This is a genomic window from Neorhodopirellula pilleata, assembly GCF_007859915.1.
Classification (GTDB): domain Bacteria; phylum Planctomycetota; class Planctomycetia; order Pirellulales; family Pirellulaceae; genus Rhodopirellula; species Rhodopirellula pilleata.
The window spans coordinates 261993-287876 of record NZ_SJPM01000008.1 but is presented as its reverse complement, the minus strand read 5'-3'; the positions used below and the strand labels follow the sequence as shown (position 1 = coordinate 287876).

Genomic DNA, 25884 nt, shown 5'->3' with positions numbered 1-25884 from the left:
TTCATCACGCTCACCGTTACAGCGTTACCGGCTCGAACAAGTCGTCCACTTTGCCGTTGCTATCGGCGAACGTTTCCAGCGGAACGCCCACTTGATTGAGCAAGGTAAGATGGAGGTTCGACAACGGCGTCGGTGTGTCGTATCGAATGTGGCGATTGCCCTTCATCCCGCAACCCGCCCCGCCGGCGACCAAGATCGGCAGGTTGGTGTGATCGTGGGCATCCGAGTCGCCCATGCCGCTGCCGTAAAGATAAGTCGAATGGTCCAACAACGTGCCGCCTGCTTCCGGAGTCGCTTTCATCTTCTCTAAAAACTCCGCGAACAACGAAACGTGGAACTGATTGATCTTGGCGATCTTCGCAAGCTTTTCAGGATTGTTTCCGTGGTGAGTGACCGGATGATGCGGATCGGGAACGCCAATCTCGGGGTAAGTCCGCGTGCTCGCTTCTCGCGCGAGTTGGAACGACACGACCCGCGTGATGTCGCCTTGAAAGGCCAACAATTGCAAGTCGAACATCAGCCGAGCATGATCGGCATACGCGGGTGGCACGCCGACGGGGCGATCCAAATCCGGCAAGGGATTGTCTTGGGCATTCGCCTCGGCATTCACGATACGTCGTTCGACCTCTCGGATGCTTTCCAAATAATCGTCGATCTTGTTGCGATCCTGTCCGCCGACTCGTTGTTTCAAGCGTTTGATCTCCGATGTGATCGAATCCAAGAGGCTAGCGCGTTTCTTGAGCGATTCGATCCGCTGCTCCGGAGTGCCGCCTTCGCCGAACAAAGTTTCAAACACGATCCGAGGATGGGCTTCGCTGGGCAACGGGGTTGTCGGCGATGACCACGACAAATTGTTCTGATAAACGCAAGCGTAACCGTTGTCACACTGCCCGACCGTTGACAATAAGTCCATCGATAACTCGAGAGAAGGCAATTGGCATTGATCGCCAATATGCTTGGCCGCGATCTGATCGACGGTCGTGCCGAGGTAGTAGTCTGTGCTCTCGGTCCGTTTGGCTCGCGCGGCACTCAAGAAGGCGGCGTTGGATGTCGCGTGAGAACCGGGATACGCGTTTTGCAAATCCATTCCGGTCAACACCGTAACTTGGTCTTTGACCGACTCAAGAGAGGCAAGCGATGGCGATAGCTGATCGAGCGTTTCGCCGTCAGGAATCCAGGCCGCCGGGTTGAACCCCATCGGCATGTAGATGTAACCAATTCGCTTGAGCCGATCCGACGCGGCGGGGGTGGCGGCGGTCGCCGTCATTGCAGGGATCATCGCGTCGAGCAACGGAAGAGCGACCGCAGTCCCAACCCCTCGCAGAATCGTGCGGCGGGAAATCGCTCGCCGACGCAACGTGGCTGTGGCATCAACGTGACGCAATGACCTTGACGGTTTTGATGGACTCATAACGCGTTCCTGTGGGTAAACAGATCGCTCGCGACGATCGCTTGAATCAAAGTTTCGAACCGATCGTCGTCTTCTCGTACCGACTGAACGATTTTCCTAACATGGGTCCCATCAGTCGGCCCGACGATTCGGCCGATGCCGTAAGTGACGAACTTTTCGGTCAGATTCGTGATGAACAACTCGGGACGTTCAAGTATAGCGTCTTCGAGCGCGTCGACGCCATCGATTTCGGCACCATCGGGCATGACCCCCGAGGAGTCGATCGCGAGGGTATCATCGTGTACCCGATAACGCCCGACGGCGTCGAAGTTTTCAAGTGCGAATCCGATCGGATCCATCAAGTCGTGGCAACTGGCACAGGCCGGATCTTCACGGTGTCTGGCCAAACGCTCGCGGACGCTAGTCGCCACGACGGTAGATTTTTCTTTGAGGGCGGGGACATTCGCGGGCGGCGGGGGCGTCGGCGTTCCGAGAATGTTTTTGAGTACCCAGTGGCCGCGAATCGTCGGAGAGGTTCGAGTCGCGTACGACGTCACCGTCAAGATACTTCCGTGACGCAAGATACCGCCACGAATCGATTCGACCGGCAGTTCGACCTTGCGGAAATCGCTGCCCAGAATGCCGGGAATGCCATAATGCGTCGCCAATCGCTCATTCAAGAAAGTGTAATCCGCGTTGATCAGATCCAACACGCTGCGATTGCCCCGCATTATGTCTGAAAACAGCATCTCCGTTTCCATCCGCATCGCCTGACGCAAGTTGTCGTCAAAATCCGGAAACAAGCGCAAGTCGGGCGTCATCGAGTCGAGATTTCGAAGATACAGCCACTGCGACGCGAAGTTGGTCGCCAAGGCTTCGGACCGCTGATCGGCGAGCATGCGAGCGACTTCATTGCGAAGACTCTCGGGTTTGTTGAGCCGTTCGGCTTGGGCGAGGTCCAACAACCGATCGTCGGGCAGACTACTCCACAAGAAAAACGACAAGCGTGATGCTAGTTCGAAGTCATCGATCCGATACGGTTTTCCCGGTATCGCATCGGTCGGAGTGGACTCGATTCGAAATAGGAAATTCGGATTCACCAAGATCGAACTCAACGCGGACTCAATCCCCGCATCAAATCCATTCTCTCGATAACCCTGGTCAAAGAAAAACATCGCCGACTCGATGTCGGATCGATCGACCGCCCGACGAAAGGCTCGCCGCGACAACCGCTCGACAATTTGTTCCGCCACCATCCTTGCTTGTTCCGGTGAAGCCGGTGGTTCAGGAACAACATTGTCTCCCAAAACAATTTTTCGACTTTCGGTCTCGACGGCATCTTCGGTGGCCGACGACAACGGACCGACCAGGGAGACTTGGAACAACGCAGGCGTGATCCGTGGATGACGATGTCGGTTGAAGCGAGCGTCGAACGGTTGACGCCCCGACTCAATCAACGACTGAAACTTTTGCGGAAACGTGACGACGACTTCTCGTGTTCCTGCGTCGATCCATAGTCGCGTGCGAAGATGGGAATCGGAATGCGTGTAATCGTTTCGTTTCGGTGGTGGTTTGACGGTGAATCGATGCCGTAGAACGCGATCGATCAGCACATCGAGTTGATGTTCTTCGTTGAGTCCTTCCACCTTCTCGTCTCGATCGCGAGTCAATTTCAATTCGATTTCGTACTCCCCCGAGACACCGAAGGTGTGTTCGAACGAAGTTCCGCCCCGTGTTCCGAGTGGCAATCCGGACTGGTGACTTTCCTGTGTCCGGTCGGCCGGCACGCGGACGGTGATGCCTTCGGGGGCGATCGAGCGACGCCCCAACGCCGTGCGAGCGATCACCTGAGCCGCGGTCACGTACCGACTGATCAGCGTCGGGGACAGTTCGCCGACCGTGATGTTGTCAAATCCACCGGACGATTCGTCGGCGGGTAACCAAGTCGACGCGTCGATCTTGACGGCCAGAAGATCACGTATCGCATTCTGGTATTCGGTGCGAGTCAGCCGACGCAAAGTCGGAACGGTTCCGACCGTCGGAAACGCGGTGGCATGTTGGTCGAGTCGTCGTTCGAGCCTCTCGATCGCGCCGACGTATTCCTGCTCGCTTGGTCGTTCGGCGTCAGGCGGTGGCATTTGTCGCGAAAGAAGACGCCGGTGCATCAACTCCCAAGCCTCGACCGGGAATGACCCTTGGTCCGAGGAAACGTGATCGATGTCAAAACCAGCACTCGCATCCGGACCGGAATGACAATCCGAACAATGAGTATTCAAGAACGAATCGAGTTCCTCGGCGGCGGCCACCCATGCGTGGCCGCCGAGCCCGATTTGACAGATGACAGCGATCGTCATGCAAAGCGATTTCCATCGAGCAACGATCACTTGATTGAAAGATAAACGCATCAGTGGCGGATTGTTGGGGGGAGCGGTCCGAGGAGACCCGAACGAGTGCGTTCATTCTAACGACTGAGGTCGCAACCAGACAGCGCCAAGTATCTGGTATATTCTGAAACCCGCCATTGATCCCATTCATGTTCCCACCCTGTTTTCACTCTCGGCTGATTCTTCATGCGTTCCCTACTGCTGCCCCTTCTGCTGACGCTTTGCGTCTGTACGCCAGTCCATCGTTCGCTCGCGCACGACGACGCCAATGATCCGGATCATCAGCACGGCGATCATCCCCAAGGTGCTGTCAACTCTTCATTCATGACGACCCGCGACTCTTCGGTCGTGTTGCCACCACCCAAGACGGGCGACGACGTTTTCCATTTCGTGGTCTATGGGGACCGAACCGGCGGCGTGCCTGAGGGACTGAAGGTCCTTGAACAAGCCGTTAAGGACACGAACTTGCTCGACCCGGATTTGGTCATGACGGTCGGTGATCTGATCCAGGGTTACAACGAGTCGCCCGAATGGATGCGGCAGATGCGAGAATACAAAGCGATCGCCGATCGACTCAAAATGAAGTGGTATCCGGTCGCTGGCAACCACGACGTCTATTGGCGAGGCGAAGGGCCCGCACCGCAGGGACACCACGAGGCCAACTACGAAAAGCATTTTGGTCCGCTGTGGTATAGCTTTCGGCACAAGAACGCGGGGTTCATCGCCTTGTACTCCGACGAAGGGGACGCGAGAACGAATTTGAAAGCATTCAACGTCGGCGCTCTCCAAAACATGAGTGCCGAGCAACTGGAGTTCTTGGACAAAGCCTTGGAAGATCTGAAAGACGTCGACCACGTTTTCGTCTTCTTACATCATCCGCGCTGGATCGGTGGTGGATACACGGGTAGCAATTGGCCGGTCGTCGAAAAGAAATTGGTCGCGGCCGGGAATGTCTCGGCAGTCTTTGCCGGACACGTGCATCACATGCGATACGACGGCCCGAAGAACGGGATCGAGTATTACACGCTGGCGACGACCGGAGGGGCGTTGTCGGCGGATATTCCTGACGCGGGCTACCTGCATCATCTGAACATGGTGACCGTGCGCAAAGATCGCATCTCGGTTTCAGCCTTACCAATCGGCTCGGTCATCGATCCGAAACAATTCACGGCTGAGTTTTTGGCGGAAGTCGATCAGGCGAGAACGATTCGGCCGCGCCAAACTTCGGGGCCATTGATCGTCAATGCAGACGGAACCTGCCAGGGCGAGGTTACTTTGACAATCGCCAATCCTACCGACCACGAAATCGCTGTCACATTGATGGACGAACCTAAATCGGTTCGTGATCGCTGGTTAACCACCTTGGACCATCGCCATTCTAATATTGCTCCCGGTAAAACGGAGACGGTGACTTACCAAGTTGGTCGGGATGCGACCGCCGGCGAAATCCGAGAAGTTCCGGCGATGACCATGCAAATCGAAGCGTTGACGTCGTCGGCCCGCGTTCGCTTACCCGAAGTTGTCACTCAGTTGGAACTGATGCCTGGTCAAGTCCCGGCCAACTACTTCGAAGGGGTCACCAACCGCTGTCTGCTAGTCGATCGGGAATCATCGGCGGTTCGGGTCGATTCCAAGTCCTTTGAACTTCCCGACGGGCCGATGACCCTGGAAGCCTGGGTTTCTCCCAAAGACATCAACGGGTTCCGAGCGATCGTCGCGAAGACCGAATCGTCCGAATTCTCCCTTTTCAGCGATGAGGGCGTTCCTCAGTTTTCAATTCACCTCAATGGTGGTTATGTGATCGCCAATGGAAAAGCCCCGATGAAGGCGGATCAATGGACGCATCTGGCAGGTGTATTCGATGGCCGAACGGTCAGTCTGTTCGTTGACGGCACAAGGGTCGAGCAGCAGAGCATTGAAAGCAAGTCATTCAAGCCTACCGAAGCGGCGGCGAAGCAGAAACGCAACGATCTTCCCTTGTACCTCGGTGCCGACCCGGATCCTCGCGGCAATCCGACGCGTGGGATGGCTTGCCTGCTCGACGAGGTGCGTCTGTCCAAAGTCGCCCGCTATGACGAGGATTTTTCTCCGGAACAACGTCATGCACCGGACGAGCAAACCGTGCTACTGTTTCATTTGGACCGCACGATCGGACCGTTCGTGCTCGACCACAGCAGCAGCGCAGCCCTCGGTGTGTTCGGATTAACGAGTCGCTTGGTCGAACGCTAGCCGCCGATCGCCGATCGGCATCTTCTTTCTTTTCGCGTTTTCTTCATGGGTCTTGAAGACACCAAACGCTTCCAATCACGGAATCAATCCGGAGACCGAGGTTAGTTGACGTCGCGTTATCCGAATCTTTCGTGAGACGAGACGATCGCCGCCGGATGGCAACATTCGGCGGCTTTTTTTTAGAGCCTATCCGAAAAGGTGTCTAACCCTCTCCGGCGATTCCAAGAAAGCAACGAATGTCGAATCGCCTCCAAAGGGTCAGACCCCTTTTCGGATAGGCTCGTAGTTGAATGCTCAATGTTGCTGTCTTTGGTACCGAGATAGCAATAGCGACGCGATGTTGCTGTGAATCAACAACGACAATGCGATTGTGGTCAAGACAACGCCGCCGAGCCGATGAGCGAGCGATTCGTCCAGGCCGTGATCGATCGAGTAGCTGAGGTAATAGAGGGAACCGATCCCGCGAATGCCGAAGAATGCGATGTATCGTTTTTGGTACTTTCCGATGTCGGAGAACCAAAGTGCTGCGTAGGATGCGATCGGACGCAAAACGGCGAAAAGAAGCAGGGCGAACCACCAGTCTTGGGTCAGCGTCCAGTATGTCGGCAACAACACGCCGATCAGCACCACTAGCGCAACTTCAAGAATCTCTCCGAAACGTTGATTGACGCTCGCGACGGTCCTCATTAGCGTCTCAGCGTGTTCGTGTTGTTCATCGTCGTCGGATTCAGCGAAAACTCGCATCGCGACACCTGCGGCAAACACGGACAGAAAACCGTAAGCGTGAATCGCAATCGCACCGCCATAAGCCAAGCCGATCATCGCGAGCGTGAGAAGTTCTTCGTCGGCAATCGGATCGATTCGATGGCTCTTCAGCCAACTGCTTACGTGGCTAATCAGATACCCCACAAACGCACCGAATCCACACCCCGCGACGACCGCCCAGACAAGATCGACCGCTACCCACCGCCAACCAAACTCGCCGAGGTCGTGTATGCCGACCAATCCGAGTCCGAGCATGACGAACGGGAACGCTGTGCCGTCATTGAGCCCCGCCTCGCCGGTTAGCGAATATCGCAATTGATCGGTGTCTTGATCATGATTGATCTGGACTTCCGACGCGAGCACCGGATCCGTCGGCGCGAGAACGGCACCCAGTAGTACCGCCGCTCCGATCGGTAACCCGACGAGAAAGTAACCGACCGCGGCGACGCCGGCGATTGTCATTACCATGGCGACGGATGCCAACGGAATTGCCGAACAGCGAAACCGAGACCATGAGGGAACTAACCTCAGTCCCACAGTCAATAGACTGACGAGCACGCCTATCTCGGTGAGCGTTTCGATCAATTTGGCGTCGTTGACCAAATCGAGCGACATCAGTCCCAGCCCGGCATCGCTGATTCCCACGCCGATCAACAAATAAACGGCAGGTAGCGAGATCGGCAATCGGCGAAACACGCCTTTACCCAATGCCGCCAACAGAAACACGCTTCCGATAATTAGCGACCAAACAGCGACGAGCGGAATCATAAAAGTCGTTCGCTTGGAAGCATTCGATATCACTCGTTTGACAGAAATAGGCGGCACGCCGAACGCACGCCGATCGACCACTCGTTTCACCAACGAGCGTTAGCCCCGGTTTTCACGGAACTAAACCCGGTTACGGTGCGGCGAAAGGTTCTCAATCGAAAGCCGCAGGCCGTCGAGCTGAAAGGACTTACCTGCCTGGATAGGTAGAATTGGTCTCCAAGTCTTGACGCAAATACCGCGCCGCTCGTTAGCACGTTAAGAGCCTATCCGAAAAAGGGGGGGGCGAATCCTTTGGAGGCGATAGGCTCTAAAACAAATTGGCAGGCTCGGCCTTGAGCAATTTGCGCAGTGCGATCACTCCGGCGATGTTGCACATGCCAAGGGACAGTGAAAACACGACGACGATCCAAGTGCTTGTCATCCGAATCGGGATCGACGAGACGATCGAGGTGACATAGTAAAGTCCCATCGCCGCCACTACCGATGGCGGAAAAGCCACCAACGCGAGCAGCGTTGATTGCGATAACAGCGTCTTGACAAGGTAACCGTCGCTGTAGCCCATCGCTCGCAACGTCGCGTATTCCGGCAAGTGAGCGGCGACGTCCGACGCCAACACCATATAGCTAATCACGCCTCCGACGACGACCGCTAATCCGACGCCAACGATGAAGATGAGTCCGATGGGCGTTTGGCGATACCACCGATCCTTCTCGGCGGCTTTGGCTTCATCAAGGGTCATCGCTTGGGCGTAAGAAGCTTCGCCGCCGAGGGATTGCAATCGGTTGCGTACGGCCGCCAGACCGCTTGCGATTTGTGCCGGATCATCAAGGCGAATCAGGATCAATGACACTCGACCGGGACGTTGGCCTGGGGCTAACTTTTCAAACGTCTGACGCGATGCCAGCAACGCTCCATTGGCCGCCAACCCGGTCCCCATCTCAAACGTGCCCGCCAAACGAGCCGATTCTCCCGCGACGTCGGTGGTTGTTCCGACGTCCAATCGTCCGAAATGGGATCGGTTGGCGGGACCAAAATCGATGGCGCTCGCATCGTCGATCAGGACCGAGCCGACTGGTCGTAACGTCGAGATCATCCTTGGCGTCAGTTCAGGTAACTCGAACGCGGGTTGTTCCAAGTCGATGCCCATCATCGCGATCGCTCGAAACGAATGGTCGATCGGATTTTGCCACTGCGTTACGCCGATGTCCAAGGGCAAAGCGTCCCGCACCTCTGAAACGCTTTCAAGCAGTTGCGGCAAGTTGCCTGGCAACGACGAGGTGTCGTAAATATGAAGGTAATCGGGCGAACGAACCACGATCTGACACGGCATGCGGTTCAATACCACCGTCGCGGTGTCACCCACGCTGCCCAAGAAACCCAACTGCATGAACATCAACAGAATCGCAAACCCGATGCCGCCGATCGAAACGATGGTCCGCGTCAAGGTGTGAGTTAGGTTCTTCCAAGCTAAGCGGGTGCGACCGCAAAACCAAGCGTGATGAGAGGGGCGATCGAGTGACGTTGAAGGGGTGATGGGGGGTGGAATTGGGTGGGAGGGGTTTAGGTTTAGGTTTAAGCGTAAGTTTAAGTTTAAGTTTAAGTTTACGTTTACGGGGGGGAGTTGTACTTTTGCGTTAGCCGTGACCGGTAGGGCGTCTTTCGCGACTGGTTGCGTCAACGATTTAAGAAGCGAACGGTGATTTTTGCGAAAATTTGTTTTCACCCACTTCCCAATCTGGCACTCGGATCATTATAGAGGACGCAGTTTCCGCACGGTCTCGCGAGCGGCGGAAAATATTTTCGCTTCGCGATCTCTCTTCGGTAAAGTTACCGCAACGTGCCCACAATTTGGTTACAGCCTCGGCTGTGGTTGGAGGAGTGCCGATCGTCGGCTTCCTTGGGTTGTTTTCTATCAGCAATCTTCGCGTTAACCGTCGCCGGCGATACGCTCGTCGACGCGGAAGACTGGACCTTTTGGCGAGGTCCTCATCAAAACGGGGTCGCCGCATCGGTCACCGATGCCGGTTCACGTGATGCAATACTAATCGAACGGTTTGATCCGCGTGGTGGTGAAGAATCGGGCGTGCGGTGGAAGAGCGAAGCAGCCGCCGGAATCTCGACGCCGATCGCGATGAATGGCCGGCTGTACACGATCGTCCGTCATCAGCCAAGCACGCCGACCGAAGGCGAACAAGTTATCTGCTTGGACGCCGCCTCGGGCGAGGTCCTCTGGCAACACACGACGAACGTGTTCTTGTCCGACGTGCCCGCCGAGAGAGTGGGCTGGTCCAACGTGACCGGCGACGTGGAAACCGATAGCGTGTATTCACTCAGTGCGTGCAGTTTGTTGCAATGTCTTGATGCGACCACCGGGCAGCCTCGCTGGGCACACTCGATGAGTGAAGAGTTTGGAATGCTGAGCACCTACGGTGGCCGCACGAACACTCCTGTCATCTTTGAAGACCTTGTGATCATCAGTGGCGTGACCACCGGATGGGACCTCACGGCACGCCCCGCTCACCGCTTTTTTGCGTTCGACAAACGATCCGGTGTTTTGGTTTGGACGTCGAGTACCAATCCGTTGCCCGAAGACACCACGTACAGCACTCCGGTGTTCGGCGTGGTTGATGGCCGAGCGATCATGATCGCTGGCTCCGGAGACGGCCGGGTCAATGGGTTTCATCCCCGGACCGGCGAACGTCTTTGGAACGTCGCGATCTCGCGTCGCGGGATCAACACCACTGCGGTAATCGATTCCAACGGGTTTGCTTTCATCGGTCATGGCGAAGAAAACCCCGAAGGCACCGCGATGGGTGCGGTGGTTTGCGTGGATATTTCGGCGGCGAACAGTGGTTCCCAATCGGCCGAGGTTTGGCGGACCGAAGAATTGATCGTCGGGAAAAGTTCGCCGCTCTTGATCAAAGATGAATCGCTTGGTGATCGACTCTATGTGGTTGAGGATTCCTCCCGCTTGCACGTGCTTGATGCGCGAACCGGAGTTGAAATCGGCGAACCGCTGAAGCTTGGTACCGCGATGCGTGGCAGTTTGGTGTACGCCGACGGTAAGATTTACGCCGCCACCAGCACCGGGTTGTTCTACGTGCTACGTCCGGTGGCCGATGGTGTTGAAACCGTTTTCAAAACTCGATTGCCCAAGGGGCACGATGTTGGCGGAAGCCCGATCGTAGCCGACGGATGTCTTTACTTGCCCACGACCAGTGGTCTGTTTTGTTTGAGCGATTCCGAAGATCGATCGGGTGAATCGGTTGCAAGACCGATTTCTAAAGCATCTCAATTCGGTGACCTCGAAACACCATCGGCCGAAGACACCGTGATCGCCTCGCTTCAAATCATCCCCGCCGAAGCGATCCTATCGAATGACCAGTCCATTGCGTTGGAAGTTCGTGGCTTCAATTCGCTCGGTCAACGCGTGTCGATTGAGAACAAGCCGTTGGTTTGGGAAGTTACCGGATCGGCGACCGTATCGGATTCGAATGAGCTGCAAGTTCGCACCGACGAGATCGCCGAATCGGTCAGTCTGACGGTGCGTTTGGGCGATGTCATCGGAAGTTCGCGTTATCGAGTGGTAGCACCGTTGCCATGGAAATTCGATTTTTCAAATCAAGTCGTTCCGGTGACTTGGATTGGTGCCCGCTATCGGCATGAAGCCCGATCCGTCAACGGCGATCCGGCGATCGTTAAGATCACGACGATCCCCAAGGGTACTCGCAGTCAAACGTGGATGGGTTCACCCGATCTGAGCGGCTACACCATCACCGTCGATGTCCAAGCTCAGGATACCGGTGAAAAACTGCCGGACATGGGCCTCATCAATCAGCGCTACACGTTGGACTTGATGGGCGAAGCTCAACAGTTGCAGATCCGCACGTGGACGGCCCAGCTTCGGATGGCTCGAAGCGTTCCTTATGCTTGGCAGGCGGGACGCTGGTATCGGCTAAAATTTACCGCGTCGCTAGAAAATAACCAAGCGATCTTGAAGGGCAAGGTTTGGCCACGCGACGAAGGCGAACCGTCACAATGGACCTTGACCGCCACGGATGATTCCCCTAACTCACAAGGCAGTCCTGGATTGTTCGGCAATGCGACGAACGCAGAAATCATGATCGACAATGTTAGCGTGGTGCCGAACGAATGAATCAACTTACAAACGATGCTTCCCCGGCATCGGCTCAAACGTCCAAAGGATTGATTTGGGTCGTTTGCACGATCGCGGCGATCGGGTTTGCTTTTGATATTTACGAACTATTGATGTTGCCGTTGATCTTGCGACCGGCACTTCAGGAACTCGGAGGCATCGCCCCGGGAACGCCTGAGTTCGAATTTTGGCGCGGAGTGATGTTCTTCGTCCCCGCTTTCGTTGGCGGGATATTCGGTTTGGCCGGTGGTTATTTGACGGACCTTTGGGGACGCCGCCGGGTTCTCACGCTCAGTATTCTGTTGTACGCCTTCGCGGCGTTGGCGAGCGGTTTCGTGACGTCACTGCCGATGCTGTTGTTTCTGCGTTGCCTCGTGTTCATCGGCGTGTGCGTGGAGTTTGTCGCAGCGGTGGCTTGGATCGCCGAGTTGTTCGACAACCCGAAACAACGCGAAGCGGCACTGGGTTACACACAAGCGTTTTCGTCGATCGGCGGTTTGTTGGTGACCGGTGCCAATGTGTTGGCGATTCGCTACGCGATGTCATTGCCGGAGATCGCGGGCGGCCACGAGGCATGGCGATACACCGTGGTCTCCGGTGTGATTCCCGCGATACCATTGATCCTGATCCGACCTTTCTTACCCGAATCTCCCAAGTGGGCGGCCAAGAAAGCGGCGGGGACTTTGCAGCGGCCCAGCATCGCGGCTTTGTTTGCGCCCGACCTGCGACGAACCACGATCGTGACGACGTTGATGTTCGCATGCAGTTACGGAGCCGCATTCGGTGCGTTGCAACAAACCCCGTCGATAGTGCCTGGGCTTCCCCAAGTCCGCGAACTGACCAAGGACTTACCGGTCCCGAAACAGAAAATGATTCAGCAAGAAGTTGCCGCGACGGTGAACGGTTATCAAGAGATCGGCGGTTTGCTCGGTCGCTTCGCGCTGGCTTCGCTGGCGATCGTGGTTGTCAGTCGGCGGCGGTTGCTGCGAGTCTTCCAATGGCCTGGATTGGTGATCGTGCCACTCGTGTTTTTCTTTCCGGCTCGCGACAACCTCGAGTTGCTCAAGTGGGGCATCTTCCTGGCGGGCTTCTTCACGGTGGCCCAGTTCAGCTTTTGGGGCAACTATTTGCCGCGAGCGTTCCCCTTGCATTTGCGAGGGACCGGCGAGAGTTTTGCCGCGAACATCGGCGGGCGGATGTTGGGGACTTCGTTCGCCGCCGTCACGGCTTGGTTGACCACGATGTTGCCGTCGGGCAGTACCGCGATCGCGGCGGCTTGGGTGGCGTTGTTCGTGTACTTGGTCGGCGCGGTTTTGTCGTTTTGGCTGCCCGAACATCCCGCGACCGATGAGTCCGGTTGATCGTTTTCAGCCGCTTTGTTGTCCCGCGTAGCGAAGGCCCCGGATGATCGCGTCACGAACATCCGTGACACTGGCTCGCCGGGCGACTTCCATGTTCATCGGCCATTCCGGACGCAACCGGCGATCGAACACCGTCATGCCACGCGTCAAGGTTCCACTGACTTCCACATCGCCGGCCATTTCTTCCCATTGGAAAAGCTCAGGCTCGACGACCGAGATCAACGTCACGGCGTCTTGCATCGGCATGACTTCGCGACCGAGTTTCTGGTGGCCGACTCGGAATTTGTAGGGCAACCATTGATGCAGCAACTCACCGGCTCGTGAAGACGCCGACGGTAGCTTTTCGATCAGGTCCAATCCGAACGTGATCGAATCGGTAACGTCCAATGGCATCAGACTCTTAGTCGTTGGCGACGCGAACACTTCTTTTGCGGCGGACGGATCGAAGAAGAAATTCATTTCGGCGGTCACCGTCGCGTTGCCTGAATGCGAAACGCATCCGCCGCTGATGACGACTTTGTCGATCATTGCCAAGACACCCGGATCGCGACGCGCCAGCCGTGCCAAGTTCGATAGCGGTCCTAGACAAACCAGCGTGATCTCGCCCGGATATTGCCGGATCAGATCCGCCATCACCTTGTCACTGGGGTGGTCGTTTTGTTTCGTGGCTGCAGGAAAATGGCATCCGCCCAATCCGTCGAGTCCATTGAGGTGGCTGTCGTCGAGCACCGGGGCGTCGGTGGGCGGTACCGCCGTCCCGATCCGCGGATAGCGAGCCGGATCCAATTTGGCGAGGATACCTGCCGTGTTGATATTGGCCTGTGCGGCATCGACCGTGCCGGCGGTCGCGGTGATGGCGACCACATCCAAACGCGGGTCGAAAAGGGCCATCGTGATCGCGACCGCGTCATCGATCCCGGGATCACAATCCAGAATTATTTTTTTTGTCATAAGAGCTAGTTTAGGAACTCTCCCGATCGGGTGAAAGGGTTCCCCCGAACGGCACCGATTAGCGTTGATCGGGCGTTATTGATCTCGGACGGGTCAACATGATATGACCTCGATGCTAGCGGCTGTTGATTTAATTAGCCGTACCGCGTTAGCGGCGGTTCCCGCGACCGTTAACCGGGGCTAACGCCCATCGGCTAATCGTCGCATTGTTGAATCCGACTAAATCAACACGTCGCCTGTGCCGACCCATTTTCGAGTAGGCTGTCGTTTCGTCCTCGGCCGCGTTTTCTTGATACCCTTGTTGCCAACATTCATGCTGACATTCGATGAAGCCATTGCGACCGTTCAAGCCGGCACGGATCTGACGGCCCCGCAAACCGGGGCGTTGATCGACACGATGCTTCGTGGTGACGCACCCGAGGCGAAGGTCGGGGAATTGCTGTTGGAACTGCGTGCGAAAGGCGAAGCGGTCAGTGAATTAGTCGGCGCGGCCACGGCGATGCGAGCGCACATGACGCGGATCGAACACCACCACGAGATCCTATTGGATACGTGCGGCACCGGCGGCAGCGGCTCGGGGACTTTCAATATTTCAACCGCAGTCGCCATTTTGGCGTCGGCCTGCGGGGTCGCGGTCGCCAAACACGGCAATCGCAAAGCCACAAGCTTATCCGGATCGGCCGACGTGTTGGAATGCTTGGGCGTGCCGATCGAATCCGAGCCCGACGCCGTGGCCCGTTCGCTCGACGTACACGGGATCTGTTTTTGTTTTGCCGCGAAACTGCATCCGGCAATGCGGCATGTTGTCTCGGTTCGGCGGTCGCTCGGCGTGCCGACGCTTTTCAATCTATTGGGCCCCTTGTGCAATCCGGCCGGCGCGACGCATCAGTTGCTCGGCACGGCATCGCCGATCACGCAGACCAAGATCGCGGCAGCATTGACGCAATTGCAGACTCGGCGAAGCTTCGTCTTGCACGCCGAAGACGGCCAGGATGAGGTGTCGTTGGACGGCGTGACGCGTTGTCTCGAAGTCACCTCCGATGGCCAGAAAACTCACGAGTGGACGGCGTCAACGTTTGGTCTGCTGCCTGCCCATCGCGAATCATTGGCGGCGAGTAATCCAGCGGCAAGCGCTGAAATTATCCGCGATGTGTTTTCGGGAAAACTCGGGCCCCAACGTGACACCGTGATCGCGGGATGCGCCGCCGCGTTGTGGCTGGTCGATCGGGTCAGCGACCTGCAGGCCGGATGCCGGCTTGCCGCCGATGCCATCGACGAAGGCGCTGCGAAAGAGAAGCTTGCCAAACTGGCCAAGGCCTAACCCTTCATCGACTGTTTAGATCGTAGCGAAAGTCGCCATGACCTTCGCTACCTTCAAGTCTTGACAGCCGAGGCAAGCGGGCTGTTGATCTAATCGTAACCCGCTGCGTAAGCGAGGGATGAGTCAGTATCAATGATCCCTCGCTCACGCGTCGGGTTACGATGTCGACCAAATCAACACGTCGCGAGCCCAGACGTGTTTCCCGGTGTTTTCCGGAATTCTGATTAACGGGACCGGCGCGGCAGGTTCGATAATCTCGGTGTGAACATATTCCGGTTATTCCAGTTATGCGGTTTCGGCGGGTTGGCGATGCTGATCGCCGTTCCGGCTGCGCACGCGCAATTTGACGAATTCGCGATGATTGATGCGGGCCTCGAACCGTCACCAGATTATCCGATGCCGGTCAGTCACCATGCGGGTTTCATCTCGCCTCAGGATCCGCCATGGAGCTTCGACGCCGAGTTCCTCGGCTTAATTCGAAATGACAAGCACACGATCATTTTCGCCCCCGGACCCGTTGCCGAACGGATCGTCATGCAATCCGATTCCATGGGCGGATTGCGATTAGCCGTCTCCAAGTCGCTGGGCCATGCACGAGGGCAAACGCAAGCTGGAGTTTGGGAAGCAGGGGTTGTTTGGGGGCAGGACGAGAATCGTTACTTAGTTGGCTTCGAGGACTGGATCGTTGAGTCACAATTAACGACGATCGAAGCCAACGGTGGCTTGGAGTCGACCGTGTTCGGTGTCCGCACCCGAATGTTGGTCGGTGGTCGATACACATTCGTTGGCGACGAATACTATCTCGCTGCCGTACCCGGATTTGCTGTCCAGGATGACCTCGTCGAAGCCCGCAATCATGCCGGCTACGCGCAAGGAAAACTTGCGTTGAATTGGGAATACGGCCGCTGGTCGATCGCGGCGGCTCTCGCCGGAGGGTTTGGATTGAACGCTGCTCATCAAGCGGGGGACGTCTTCGCCGTCCCGTTTGTCAACGCCTATGAATCGGACGAGTGGACGCACTCGATGCTCACCGAATTAACCGCGCGGGCGAGCGTTCGCATCTTTTCGCATACGCACTTTCAAGTTGGATTCTACGGGCTGACGCTTTCGGAGATGGCCTCATCTCGTCGAGGTCTTGGCGGTGAAGGCAGCCTTGACGACGCCAGTTACGTGGGGCTTTCCCTGGGAGTCCGGCAATGTTTTTGATTGCCCGCGTGACGACTCCGATCAGGATTACTTTGATCGCCGCTTGTTTGGTTGGTTTGAGCGGTTGTCATGTGTTGACGCCGATGCCGATCCAACATGGGCCGATTCATGTTGCACCCGAATTGGCGGCGATGAACGACACGCCGATCGAGTTTGGTCGTCCGATCCCGTGGTTGGACACGGCGGGCTGGATATGGGGCGTTCCCGACAAACTCTTGTTGTGGGATCGACGAATCTCGCGCCATCGGTTCACCGAACCGACCGTGGAGGCCGCCGTGGAGTACATGCAAGCGAACCGACTAGGCCATGTCAAAGTTCGGATGAATCAATACGCACCGATCGCTGATCTTCATCGTTTACGCAACAACAAGACCGTGAGTTGGCCGTGCCGGTACACGTTCGGTTTGCTCTCGGTCGGAGGGGAAGCGTTATTGCCGGGTCGGTTGATCGGAGGTGATCATTACAACCCGTTTACACAAACGGTTCATCTTTACAGCGATGTGCCCGCGATCGCGTTGCATGAACTGGCACACGCGAAGGACTTTTCGCAACGGACTCAAATCGGATGGTACTCGATCGGATACGCGGTGTTTCCCGTATGGGCCGAATCGATCGCGTCTCGCGATGTGATGGATTATCTTTATCGCCGGGCCGATCGGGACGGGTTGATCGAAGCCAACCGAATCCTATATCCGGCCTTTGGCACCTATGTCGGTTCTACGCTCGGCGGTTTGGTGCCCGAACACGCCAGTCCGATCTATTACGCGACCGTGATCGCGGGGCGCCTCAATGGTCGGATGCTTTCGCGACATGTTGACGAGCACCTGGAAGAGTATCAACGGTTCTATCAATGAGTTCGATGGTTACGCTTTGCGGATGAAGTCAGCCGCGTAACTTCGCACTTCGCTGCCGTTGAGCACATGGACCATTCGCAATTGCTTGACCTCTTGGTCGCTGAACGACGACATCGAAACGTGAACCAATTGTTTCTTATACTTGCGTGCCAATCGTCGCCAACCTCGGCCGGGCGGCAGCGGACTCATCATTGCAATTTGTTTGCCCCGTGAGTGCATGCACGCGGCCGCGATCAGTCGTTCCTCGAGCGTTTCCGTAAAATCTAATCGGCGATCCAGCCAGATATCCTTGATCGGCACGGGCGGGTACAAGAACATCGCTCCGCCGTACGAGCCCAACCCGATACCGGGGCCGACCATCTCTCTCGTGAAGTCACTTGCGAAAAACGCGAGTGTGGACTCCCATTCGTGTTCGGCAAACCAGGTCGTGCGCCAGGGATAATCACGCGGGTCGGCGGGAGAATCGAACAGCATGATGCACGCGTCGAGTTGCCCGCGACTTGGCGGAATCACCTTGACGTAGATTTCCTTTTCGTACCAATGTCGCAACGTATCTCGAATATCGATGCCGTCTTTGACACTCGTGGTGAACTTCTCCGTCCGTGCGAGGTCCTGGCCCATGATCGCTTGAGCCCGTTCGCAGACGCGGTTTCGGAGCATTTCGATCCGTTCGTCCTCAGGCGGATAACTGCACTGCGAATACGGGTTCCAACTGTACTCCCATCGATGCTTTTCATCGGTCGTGGGGCGACGTTGCAACGAGATCGTTTGCCAAGTCAATGGCGGACCGGGCAATCGATTGACCAATGAAACGATCTCACCATCAGGCAATCGAGCTTGATCAATGCCCAGTGTTACAGGCGTTCCCTGCTCGGGTTGGCTGTGTTCGTATCGATTGGCCGATTCGGCAATGTGCAAGGCATATTGATCGCCTAAGATTTGCTGACACGCGGTCACGATTGTGACCATGTCGGGTGTCATCCGGCGGTTCATCAACGACAGATTGCGGATGTACTTCAGACATTTGGAAAGCAACAACGGGGTCACGTTGCGTGCCCGGTTGCCGAATTCGGCGACGTATTTTTCTTTGCCCGCGATCAACAACTCTTTCACACCGTCGATCTGTAAATTCTCGTCGTCTTCCAGATCGGCGCGGGCGCGTTCGTAAAGCGATGTGATGAACGGAATCTCACCGAACAGGAACAACAATGTCCGAGGATCGACCGAATGAAGTCGCGCCACATCCACATTGTCATGTTCAAACGTATCGAGTTCACGTCCTCGGCCTTCGCGGAGCAATCGGTAGGCTTCGCGTATCCACGGCCACTCCATGACACTCGTCACGAGCAACGTTTGTTCATGCCGCTGATTCAGTTCAGCGAGACGGGCGGCCATGTACGCGATGCGTTCGCGGGTGTGCTCGTCACTCGGTCGAGGAATGCTCGGCAAGACCGCTGCGGCAAACTTTTCCACCTTCACGTGCCGCACCGCATACGGGTCGGGCATGACGGTACTGAACGGTTGGAAATGATTCGTTTCCAGATCGATGAACGCTCGAGGAATGTGTTCCCCCATGGCCGCGCGGAGCGCCATGATGACGCCCTGACAAGGATCGATCGGCACGTAACTGGCCGGGATCTCGTCGGGTGATTCTTCCTCGTCGTCGATTTCCCCGTCATGTTCGAAGATCGACTCGAACGAGGGTAGCGGTCGCTGAATCACGATCGAAGGTCGCGGAAGTTCCAAGACGCCCTGTTCAACCGGCTCGCGAAATGATTCCGGCAACGGCACCGCCACGCAATCGAATGGATGCTCGAGCAAAAACCGGCGGGTCAACCATGCAAACTGGCCACTGCCGTGGATGATCGGCAATACCGTCGTGCGATCGTCGAGACGAAGCAGAGGTGGAACGTCCATGCGGGTGGCCAATGAAGGAAGAGAGCGATCAAAATTCGTCGCCGACGGTGTAGTGGATCTTGTTAAAGATCCGGCGGTTGGGATCTTTAACAAGATCCACTGGTGCTTCGTCAACATTCAATTTTGGGGTGAGCCGAACGCGCTAGCGTCGGGCGTCGAGCAAAACCCGCGGCTAGCTGTCTGTTGATTTAGTCGTTTAACGGCAAGCCGAAGGCGTCAGCGATGCCCCCAAATTGACGCCTACGGCTTGCCGTTAAACGAAAAGAGGTCGCGATACCACTAAATCAACAGCCCGCTAGCGCCGTGTGTCGAGCAAAACCCGCGGCTAGCGCCGTCGGCTCACTAACTTTAATTTTAAACTTTGAGAAAGCACTAGGGGTGTATTTAAGTGTGAGCAAGCGATGCGGTGGCGATGACTTCGGTCGGTTCGGATTGTAGATGCGCCTTGGCGACTCGTCCGATCGCATCAACGTCCACCGCACGATAGGCGTCGAGCAACTCGTCCAGTGCGAGATGTTCGCGGCAACACAACCATCGACTGCCCATACTGAAAAGACGCTGAGACGGACGTTCGGAAGACATAATGACTCCCGCTACCGTCTTGTTGATGACTTGTTTCAGTTCGTCTTCGTCGACACCTTCACGGGCTACGATCTCGATTGCCTCGTTCATCAGGCGCGTGTTCGATTCCATTTGATCGGGGCCGCATACCAAATAAGTGAACAGCCCGCCCGTTTCGGCAAACTCTTGGCCCCAAAGCGTGGCAATCTCCGCACGACCGGTATCCACCAAATCCCAAAACAGGCGGCTGCCGCCATCGTCGCCAAGGATCGACGTGAGCAATCGCATCGCGTACCGATCCGGACTGGCCATCGATGGCCCGTCGGACAACGTGACACGGTAAGCTTGCGAGGCGTCCGGAATATCGATCCGAGGATTCGTTTGAATGCCTTCGGGCAATCGGTCCAAGTCATCCGCCGGCGTCGCTGGGGGAACAGGCACGTCGTTCCATGTTGCGTTCGCATCGGTCGCTTGCGCGACAAGATCGTCAAAATCGACGTTGCCCGACGCCGCCAAAACGATGTTTTCGCATCGATAGCGGGTGTGAAAGTAATCCCGCATCGTTTCGACCCGCATGTTCTCGATCGAATGGGTCGTGCCGAGCACCCGGCGTCCTAAACCCCGCGGGCCGTAACAACATTCCATTACGCGTTCGAACGCGCCGAAGGGAGGTTGGTCTTCGTACTTGGCGATCTCTTCGAGGATGACCTGTTTTTCGGTTTCGAAATCATCCGCTCGCAGCGACGGACGCAACATGTCCGTCAACAAATCGACCATCCGACGTTGATACTTGGGAAGGACCGAGGCGTAGTAGACCGTTTGTTCTTCGCTCGTGTAGGCGTTGCTGTTGCCGCCGAGTTCATCGAGTTCGCGGTTAACGTCGGCGGCCGATCGCGTGGCGGTTCCTTTGAACATCATGTGTTCGAGGAAATGGCTCAATCCGGACTGCGGATCGGTTTCGTCTTTCGCACCGGCGCGGACAAAATAACCGATCGCTGCCGAATAGCCTCGTGTGTCGATGTCGGCAACGACTTGCAATCCGTTGGGCAACGTAACGTGTCGAAACTCACTCATCGGCAGATGTCTTGGAAAGGGGTTCGGGCCCGATCGTGGTGACGCGAATCGTATCGGGCGTGTGAGATTGAAAGTAATGTCGAATTTGTTCCAAGGTGATCGATTCGATCGTTTGTTCGAGTTCTTCGGTAGGCACGACGCGGCCCAATTGAAATAAATCTGACGCGAGCGAACCAGCCCGAGAGCCGGAGGATTCTTGCTCCATGATCAAGCTGCTTTGGATCCGCACTTTCCATCGCTCCAGTTCGGAGGGTTCCAAATCGTCGACCAAGTGGCGGACTTCGTGCAACGTCAAATCGAGTGTCTGTTGGGCTCGCGCCGGGGTCGTGCCCGCGTATCCGAACACAGCTCCGACGCCACGCTTTTGCGATTCGGGATCGGGGCTGTTCTTGATCGGTGGCAAAGAGTGCGTGCTTGCCCAAACGCTGTAGCACAATCCGTGCTGTTCGCGAACTCGATCGAACAACCGGCTGCTCATCCCGTCACTGAGGATTCCGATGCCCGCTCGCATGACAAAGTAATCGGGATGCCCATAGGGAATGTTATCGAACGAAAAACCGATGTGCGTTTGGCTGCTGGGTAACTCGATGTGTTCGTATCCGTCGATCGGCTCTGCCGCCGCGAGCCCCGGCCACTGACCGGTTTTCCAATCGCCGAATGCTTCGTCGATCGCTTCGTCGAGAGAATCGTCGTCGAAGTTTCCAGCGATGGCGAGGATGCTTTGACCGGCATGGTAATGATTTTCATAGAACTCGCGGACGTCTTCCATCGTGAGCGTTTCCAAACTCTCTTCGCTGGCGATGCCACCTCGTCCCAATCGAACCCCGTATTGCCGTTCTCGTAACCGTCGCATCAACCGCTGGGTTGGTTCGTCCAGGTAAGCCATCAACTCTTGATGCATCATCAGTTTGGCGTCTTCGAACTGGTCGATCGGCAAGTGCGGCCGTCGGACCAAGTCGGCCAGCAAACCGATTCCCGGCACGAGCGATTCGGCGGGCATCGCGGCGGAGAACGACGTGACGCTGGTCGAACTCGATCCGCCCGAATCGATGCCCAGGTTGTCTTCGGCGGCCACGAATTGACGACTGTTGTACGGCCCAGCGCCGCGTTGGACCATCTCGACGGTCAACGATGAAAGTCCACATCGAGCGAGACATTCAGATTCGTTTTCGATGCCATGGATTTCCGCCGAGATGCCGCCGGGTAACCACAAAGTGTACGAAGCCGTGCGCAGCCAAGGCATCGGTTGACAAACGACCGTCATCCCGTTGGCCAGCGTGCGGGTACGAATATCAGGGTTGGCAAGCGTGGACAGGATCAGGACTCCGTCAAGTGGGATGCTTCGATGGTGAGGTTTTGAGTTCGACACTTTTCGGCGGGTTGAGTTGTCATTCAGACTCCGATCGAAACCAGCTCGACTTGGCGGACGCGGCCGATCAAAGTGTGACTGCTTGCGTCGTCGACGTGAATGTCAAGGAACTGACCGGCTTGCCGACGATTTCCGTCGAACACCACGATTCGATCACAATGCGTTCGTCCCGTCATTTGGACGGCGGCGGCATCAGGGTCGGCTTTGCTGGCCTTTTTGCTGGGGCCTTCGACGAGCACTTCGACGGTGCTACCGATGAGCTTTTGGTTGTCATCGTATGCGACCTCGTCTTGGACGGCGAGCAGTTCGTTGTTCCGCTGGGCTTTGACTTCACGAGGCACGTCGTCTTCGAGACGCTCGGCCGCTTTCGTCCCGGCACGAACACTGTATTGAAAGATAAAGCTGTTCTTAAACCGACATCGTCGGACCAAATCGACGGACTGTTGAAAATCGGCATCGGTTTCGCCGCAGAAACCGACGATGAAGTCACTGCTGACGGCGGCGTTGGGCAGGATCTCTTCGATCCGCTCGAACATTTCCATATATTCTGCGATGGTGTAGCCCCGTTTCATCCGTCGCAACACCGCATCGCTGCCGCTTTGGGCGGGAACGTGTAGGTATGGCGAACATTTGGGCAAGTCACGAACGGTTTCAAGCAGTCTCCGGGACATGTCTTTGGGATAACTGGTCACAAACTTCAGGCGGCGGATGCCGTCGATTTCGTGCAATTGTTCCAACAGAGCGGCCAGGTCGGTTTCGCCGTCTTCACCACGATGGCGATAACTGTTGACGGTTTGTCCGAGTAAGGTGATCTCAAGGGCGCCCTGCTCGGCGAGCGTGCGGGCTTCGGCGACGATCTCCGACGGAGCCCGTCCTTGTTCGGGGCCGCGGGTGTTGGGCACGACGCAGTAGGTACAGAACTTATCGCAGCCGATCTGAATCCGCAGGTAAGCCTGAAACGGCGTCGGACGCATCGTCGGATCACGGAGCGGGTCGAACGTTTCGTGCGAACGGGCGACGAGCGATTGTTTGCCGTCTTTGCGACCAAGCGAAACGGCCATTTGTCGGCCCTCTCCGGCGTCGACCTTGGTGATCAATTCCGGCAGGGCGTGCAATTGTCCGGGACCGACGATCATGTCCACGAACGGTGCCCGCCGGAAAATGATTTCTTGGTCTTTTTGAGCCATGCAGCCGAGCACCCCAATTTTCTTGTCCGGATGGCGAGCTTTGGTTTCGCGGAGTTTGCCCAACGCGCTGTACGTTTTTTCTTCGGCTTGTTCACGGATGCTGCACGTGTTGTAGAGCAGCAAGTCCGCATCATTGGGCGAATCGACGACTTCGTACCCGTGCCGTTTCAGGTCCGCGATGACCATTTCGCTGTCGAGCACGTTCATCTGACAGCCGACGGTTTTGATGTAAACGGTTTTGGTCATAAAGAATTATTCGTTCGGTTTTTCTTCGATTTCAGGCGGCTTGTGGGCTTCCTTGTGACGCTCGACGTGGGCCCGCAATACGCCGGTCAATCGAGTTTGGCGTCGGGCCATCGCGCTGATGAGGATCCAAACGGCCACGATCCCTCCGAGAACCCACAACCAGTTGACCGCTGTGAGCCTGGATTGGGCTAAAAAGGGCGGCCCACCCAGCACGATCGAATCCCAGAGACCGCAAGCGGATAGGCCGGTCATGAATATGCAATTGAATCCGTCCATCGCATCAGGATAACCGCCCGGCCCCCATCTCTGGAAGACTCCTCGGAAAGTTCCCGTTTTCATTTGCCGCAAGCGGGTTATTGGTTTAATCGTAACCCGACGCGTAAGCGAGGGATCATTGATAGTGACTCATCCCTCGCTTACCGGCGTGTTGATTTAATCGTAACCCGAAGCGTCAGCGAGCGATCGAACGCCATTAATTCTCTTTTAAGTGTCCCTCGCTAACGCTTTTTGAAGTTGCGCTTTTTTCGAAACCCGCTGCGTAAGCGAGGAATAGTTGATATTGACTCATCCCTCGCTTACGCAGCGGGTTACGAAAAACCAACGCCACAGGCAAAAACGCAACCTCAAAACTGACGCATCGGGTTGTGATGCGGACTCGATCAAAAGCCTGCAAGGCAAATCGACTGCACGCCTTGAACAACACCGGGGAAGCTATGATAACGGAATCCCGCCCCGTATTTCGCGTCCTTCCACCCGCCTGACCGCTCGTTTGACTGAAATCTTTTCTCTGCCGTTCGTTTGGTTGGTGGCCCTTTTATCCATCGGGATTTTTGTGCAATCGGCGGCCGGATTCGCGGCGGGGTTGTTGGTCATCCCGTCCATGCTGTGGGCCGGGTTTTCGATTCCCGAAGCTCAAGCGTCATTGATCATTGCCACGATCCCGCAAAACCTCTGGGGGGTTTGGTCGTTCCGCGACGCGTCCGAGCCCCGCCGGTTGCTTTGGCCGGGTTTGACTCGCCTGACGTTTTTGCCGATCGGGGTCGCTTCGTTGTCATATCTGGAATCGTTTTCGATCGTTCATTTGCGGCAAATGGTCGGACTGATGGTCTTGGTCGCGACGTCGGTCATGTTGGGCGTTAATCCCAAACCCCGCAAACATCTCCACCCCGGTTGGGGATGGTTGGCGTTTCCATTGTCCGGTTATTTCCAAGGCCTCGTCGGTATCGGCGGACCGCCCATGGTGTTGTGGGTGCAAGCCCATGACTGGGACACGCGGCAAAGTCGTGTGTTCTTGTTCTCGATGTACTTGATCAGCATCATCCCGGCGCTGGGCGTCCTGTTGTGGTTTTTCGGAGGCCGAATCGTGCCGGTTTCGATCGCCACGCTGGTCGCGATCCCCTGGTTGTTGCTGATGACGTATCTCGGCCTCAAATTGGGCACCGCGATCGGGACACGAGGTCTACGTTATGTGACCTACGGGTTATTGCTATTGACCGGAGCGGCCGGTTTGGCGGCACCTTGGATCAGCTAGAAGCCACCCGTGGTGATCGCAAAGGTGGCCAACATGCACAACCAAACTCCATCGAGGAAGTGCCAATAATGTGCCGCAAAATCAACGGGCCAATGTCGTTCGCGGTCGTACTTGCCCAGAGCCGTTCGGACCGAAACGATCCCTAACGCGATCACCCCGCCTGCGACATGCAATGCGTGCAAGAAAGCCAAAACGACCACCATTCCCGCGACACCCTTCCCCGTCCCGCCCTGCATCGCCGGCCCCGTCAGCAGATCTCGCATGGAGGTGTACTGGACGGCCATGAAGATCACTGCCGCGATCGCGCTTGCGGCCAATAACCCCGCCGTCATCGCTAATTTGCTGCGCCGAATCGCCCGCGTGGCGGCGTGTACCAAAAAACTGATCCCGACCAAACACGCCGTGCTGGTCAAGAAACTGATCGGCAACGGGACGCTCGATTGCACGTCGTTTTGACGGGTGAACGCGTAAATCGCGTACAGCAACAAACTACTGATGAAAAAAATCAGCAACGTGCCCAGGAACAACCAACCGCCTTGGCGGTAACGTCGATCCGAAGGCAGCAGTGCAGCAGAGCGAGGCATTCTAAAGACGGTTTCGAGAAAGATTGACGA

At 56.5% G+C, this 25884-nt stretch carries 18 protein-coding genes; 7 read left to right on the top strand and 11 right to left on the bottom strand.

The window, feature by feature from the left end; translation table 11 throughout:
- Positions 1 to 16 precede the first annotated feature (16 nt).
- Together Pla100_RS18880 and Pla100_RS18875 are read right to left on the bottom strand one after the other, a co-directional pair.
- The gene (locus tag Pla100_RS18880) at positions 17 to 1411 is read right to left on the bottom strand and encodes a DUF1552 domain-containing protein (protein WP_231603226.1); all 1395 of its coding nucleotides are present in this window, start codon (positions 1409 to 1411) and stop codon (positions 17 to 19) included.
- Positions 1408 to 3795 (bottom strand): DUF1592 domain-containing protein, encoded by a 2388-nt coding sequence (locus tag Pla100_RS18875; RefSeq protein WP_231603225.1) that lies wholly within the window; start codon positions 3793 to 3795, stop codon positions 1408 to 1410. The genes Pla100_RS18880 and Pla100_RS18875 overlap by 4 nt, the downstream gene beginning before the upstream one ends.
- A gap of 165 nt (positions 3796 to 3960) precedes the next feature.
- Between Pla100_RS18875 and Pla100_RS18870 the strand changes: the two genes are divergently transcribed.
- Positions 3961 to 6003: a LamG-like jellyroll fold domain-containing protein gene (locus Pla100_RS18870; protein ID WP_146579228.1), complete on the top strand. Its 2043-nt coding sequence runs from the start codon at positions 3961 to 3963 to the stop codon at positions 6001 to 6003.
- A 294-nt stretch (positions 6004 to 6297) separates the two neighbouring features.
- Here Pla100_RS18870 and Pla100_RS18865 read toward each other — a convergent pair whose 3' ends face one another.
- Both Pla100_RS18865 and Pla100_RS18860 read right to left on the bottom strand, forming a co-directional pair.
- Complete coding sequence (locus tag Pla100_RS18865) at positions 6298 to 7536, bottom strand: cation:proton antiporter (RefSeq protein WP_146579227.1); 1239 nt, start codon at positions 7534 to 7536, stop codon at positions 6298 to 6300.
- Positions 7537 to 7843: 307 nt separating this feature from the next.
- Positions 7844 to 8980 (bottom strand): FtsX-like permease family protein, encoded by a 1137-nt coding sequence (locus tag Pla100_RS18860; protein WP_231603224.1) that lies wholly within the window; start codon positions 8978 to 8980, stop codon positions 7844 to 7846.
- A gap of 393 nt (positions 8981 to 9373) precedes the next feature.
- On the opposite strand from Pla100_RS18860, the gene Pla100_RS18855 reads away from it, so the two are divergent.
- On the top strand, positions 9374 to 11692 hold the full coding sequence (locus tag Pla100_RS18855; RefSeq protein WP_315853484.1) for an outer membrane protein assembly factor BamB family protein: 2319 nt from the start codon (positions 9374 to 9376) through the stop codon (positions 11690 to 11692).
- Positions 11689 to 13053 carry an MFS transporter gene (locus Pla100_RS18850; RefSeq protein ID WP_146579226.1) on the top strand — a complete coding sequence of 455 codons (1365 nt, stop codon included), beginning with the start codon at positions 11689 to 11691 and terminating at the stop codon, positions 13051 to 13053. Before Pla100_RS18855 ends, Pla100_RS18850 begins: the two co-directional genes overlap by 4 nt.
- 6 nt (positions 13054 to 13059) lie before the next feature.
- Here Pla100_RS18850 and Pla100_RS18845 read toward each other — a convergent pair whose 3' ends face one another.
- On the bottom strand, positions 13060 to 14004 hold the full coding sequence (locus Pla100_RS18845) for a nucleoside hydrolase (RefSeq protein WP_146579225.1): 945 nt from the start codon (positions 14002 to 14004) through the stop codon (positions 13060 to 13062).
- A 301-nt stretch (positions 14005 to 14305) separates the two neighbouring features.
- On the opposite strand from Pla100_RS18845, the gene trpD reads away from it, so the two are divergent.
- From trpD to Pla100_RS18830, 3 genes are all read left to right on the top strand, one after another.
- Positions 14306 to 15325, top strand: coding sequence for an anthranilate phosphoribosyltransferase (gene trpD, locus Pla100_RS18840; protein ID WP_231603223.1), 1020 nt, complete (start codon positions 14306 to 14308; stop codon positions 15323 to 15325).
- Between the two features lie 261 nt (positions 15326 to 15586).
- On the top strand, positions 15587 to 16531 hold the full coding sequence (locus Pla100_RS18835; RefSeq protein ID WP_146579224.1) for a hypothetical protein: 945 nt from the start codon (positions 15587 to 15589) through the stop codon (positions 16529 to 16531).
- Positions 16522 to 17385 carry a hypothetical protein gene (locus Pla100_RS18830; RefSeq protein WP_231603222.1) on the top strand — a complete coding sequence of 288 codons (864 nt, stop codon included), beginning with the start codon at positions 16522 to 16524 and terminating at the stop codon, positions 17383 to 17385. Before Pla100_RS18835 ends, Pla100_RS18830 begins: the two co-directional genes overlap by 10 nt.
- A 9-nt stretch (positions 17386 to 17394) precedes the next feature.
- On the opposite strand, the gene Pla100_RS18825 is transcribed toward Pla100_RS18830, so the two are convergent.
- The 5 genes from Pla100_RS18825 to Pla100_RS18805 form a co-directional block, all read right to left on the bottom strand.
- Positions 17395 to 19302, bottom strand: coding sequence for a hypothetical protein (locus tag Pla100_RS18825; RefSeq protein ID WP_146579223.1), 1908 nt, complete (start codon positions 19300 to 19302; stop codon positions 17395 to 17397).
- Positions 19303 to 19686: 384 nt separating this feature from the next.
- Entirely contained in the window at positions 19687 to 20937 is a 1251-nt protein-coding gene (locus Pla100_RS18820) for a M16 family metallopeptidase (protein ID WP_146579222.1), read from the bottom strand.
- On the bottom strand, positions 20930 to 22306 hold the full coding sequence (locus Pla100_RS18815) for a M16 family metallopeptidase (protein ID WP_231603221.1): 1377 nt from the start codon (positions 22304 to 22306) through the stop codon (positions 20930 to 20932). The genes Pla100_RS18820 and Pla100_RS18815 overlap by 8 nt, the downstream gene beginning before the upstream one ends.
- A 23-nt stretch (positions 22307 to 22329) precedes the next feature.
- Complete coding sequence (gene miaB, locus Pla100_RS18810) at positions 22330 to 23739, bottom strand: tRNA (N6-isopentenyl adenosine(37)-C2)-methylthiotransferase MiaB (RefSeq protein WP_146579221.1); 1410 nt, start codon at positions 23737 to 23739, stop codon at positions 22330 to 22332.
- Positions 23740 to 23745: 6 nt separating this feature from the next.
- Positions 23746 to 23991: a hypothetical protein gene (locus tag Pla100_RS18805; protein ID WP_231603220.1), complete on the bottom strand. Its 246-nt coding sequence runs from the start codon at positions 23989 to 23991 to the stop codon at positions 23746 to 23748.
- A gap of 553 nt (positions 23992 to 24544) precedes the next feature.
- Between Pla100_RS18805 and Pla100_RS18800 the strand changes: the two genes are divergently transcribed.
- On the top strand, positions 24545 to 25270 hold the full coding sequence (locus Pla100_RS18800; protein ID WP_231603219.1) for a TSUP family transporter: 726 nt from the start codon (positions 24545 to 24547) through the stop codon (positions 25268 to 25270).
- On the opposite strand, the gene Pla100_RS18795 is transcribed toward Pla100_RS18800, so the two are convergent.
- Positions 25267 to 25854 (bottom strand): cytochrome c oxidase subunit 3, encoded by a 588-nt coding sequence (locus tag Pla100_RS18795; protein ID WP_146579219.1) that lies wholly within the window; start codon positions 25852 to 25854, stop codon positions 25267 to 25269. The two genes, Pla100_RS18800 and Pla100_RS18795, sit on opposite strands and share 4 nt — an antisense overlap.
- Between the last annotated feature and the right edge of the window lie 30 nt (positions 25855 to 25884).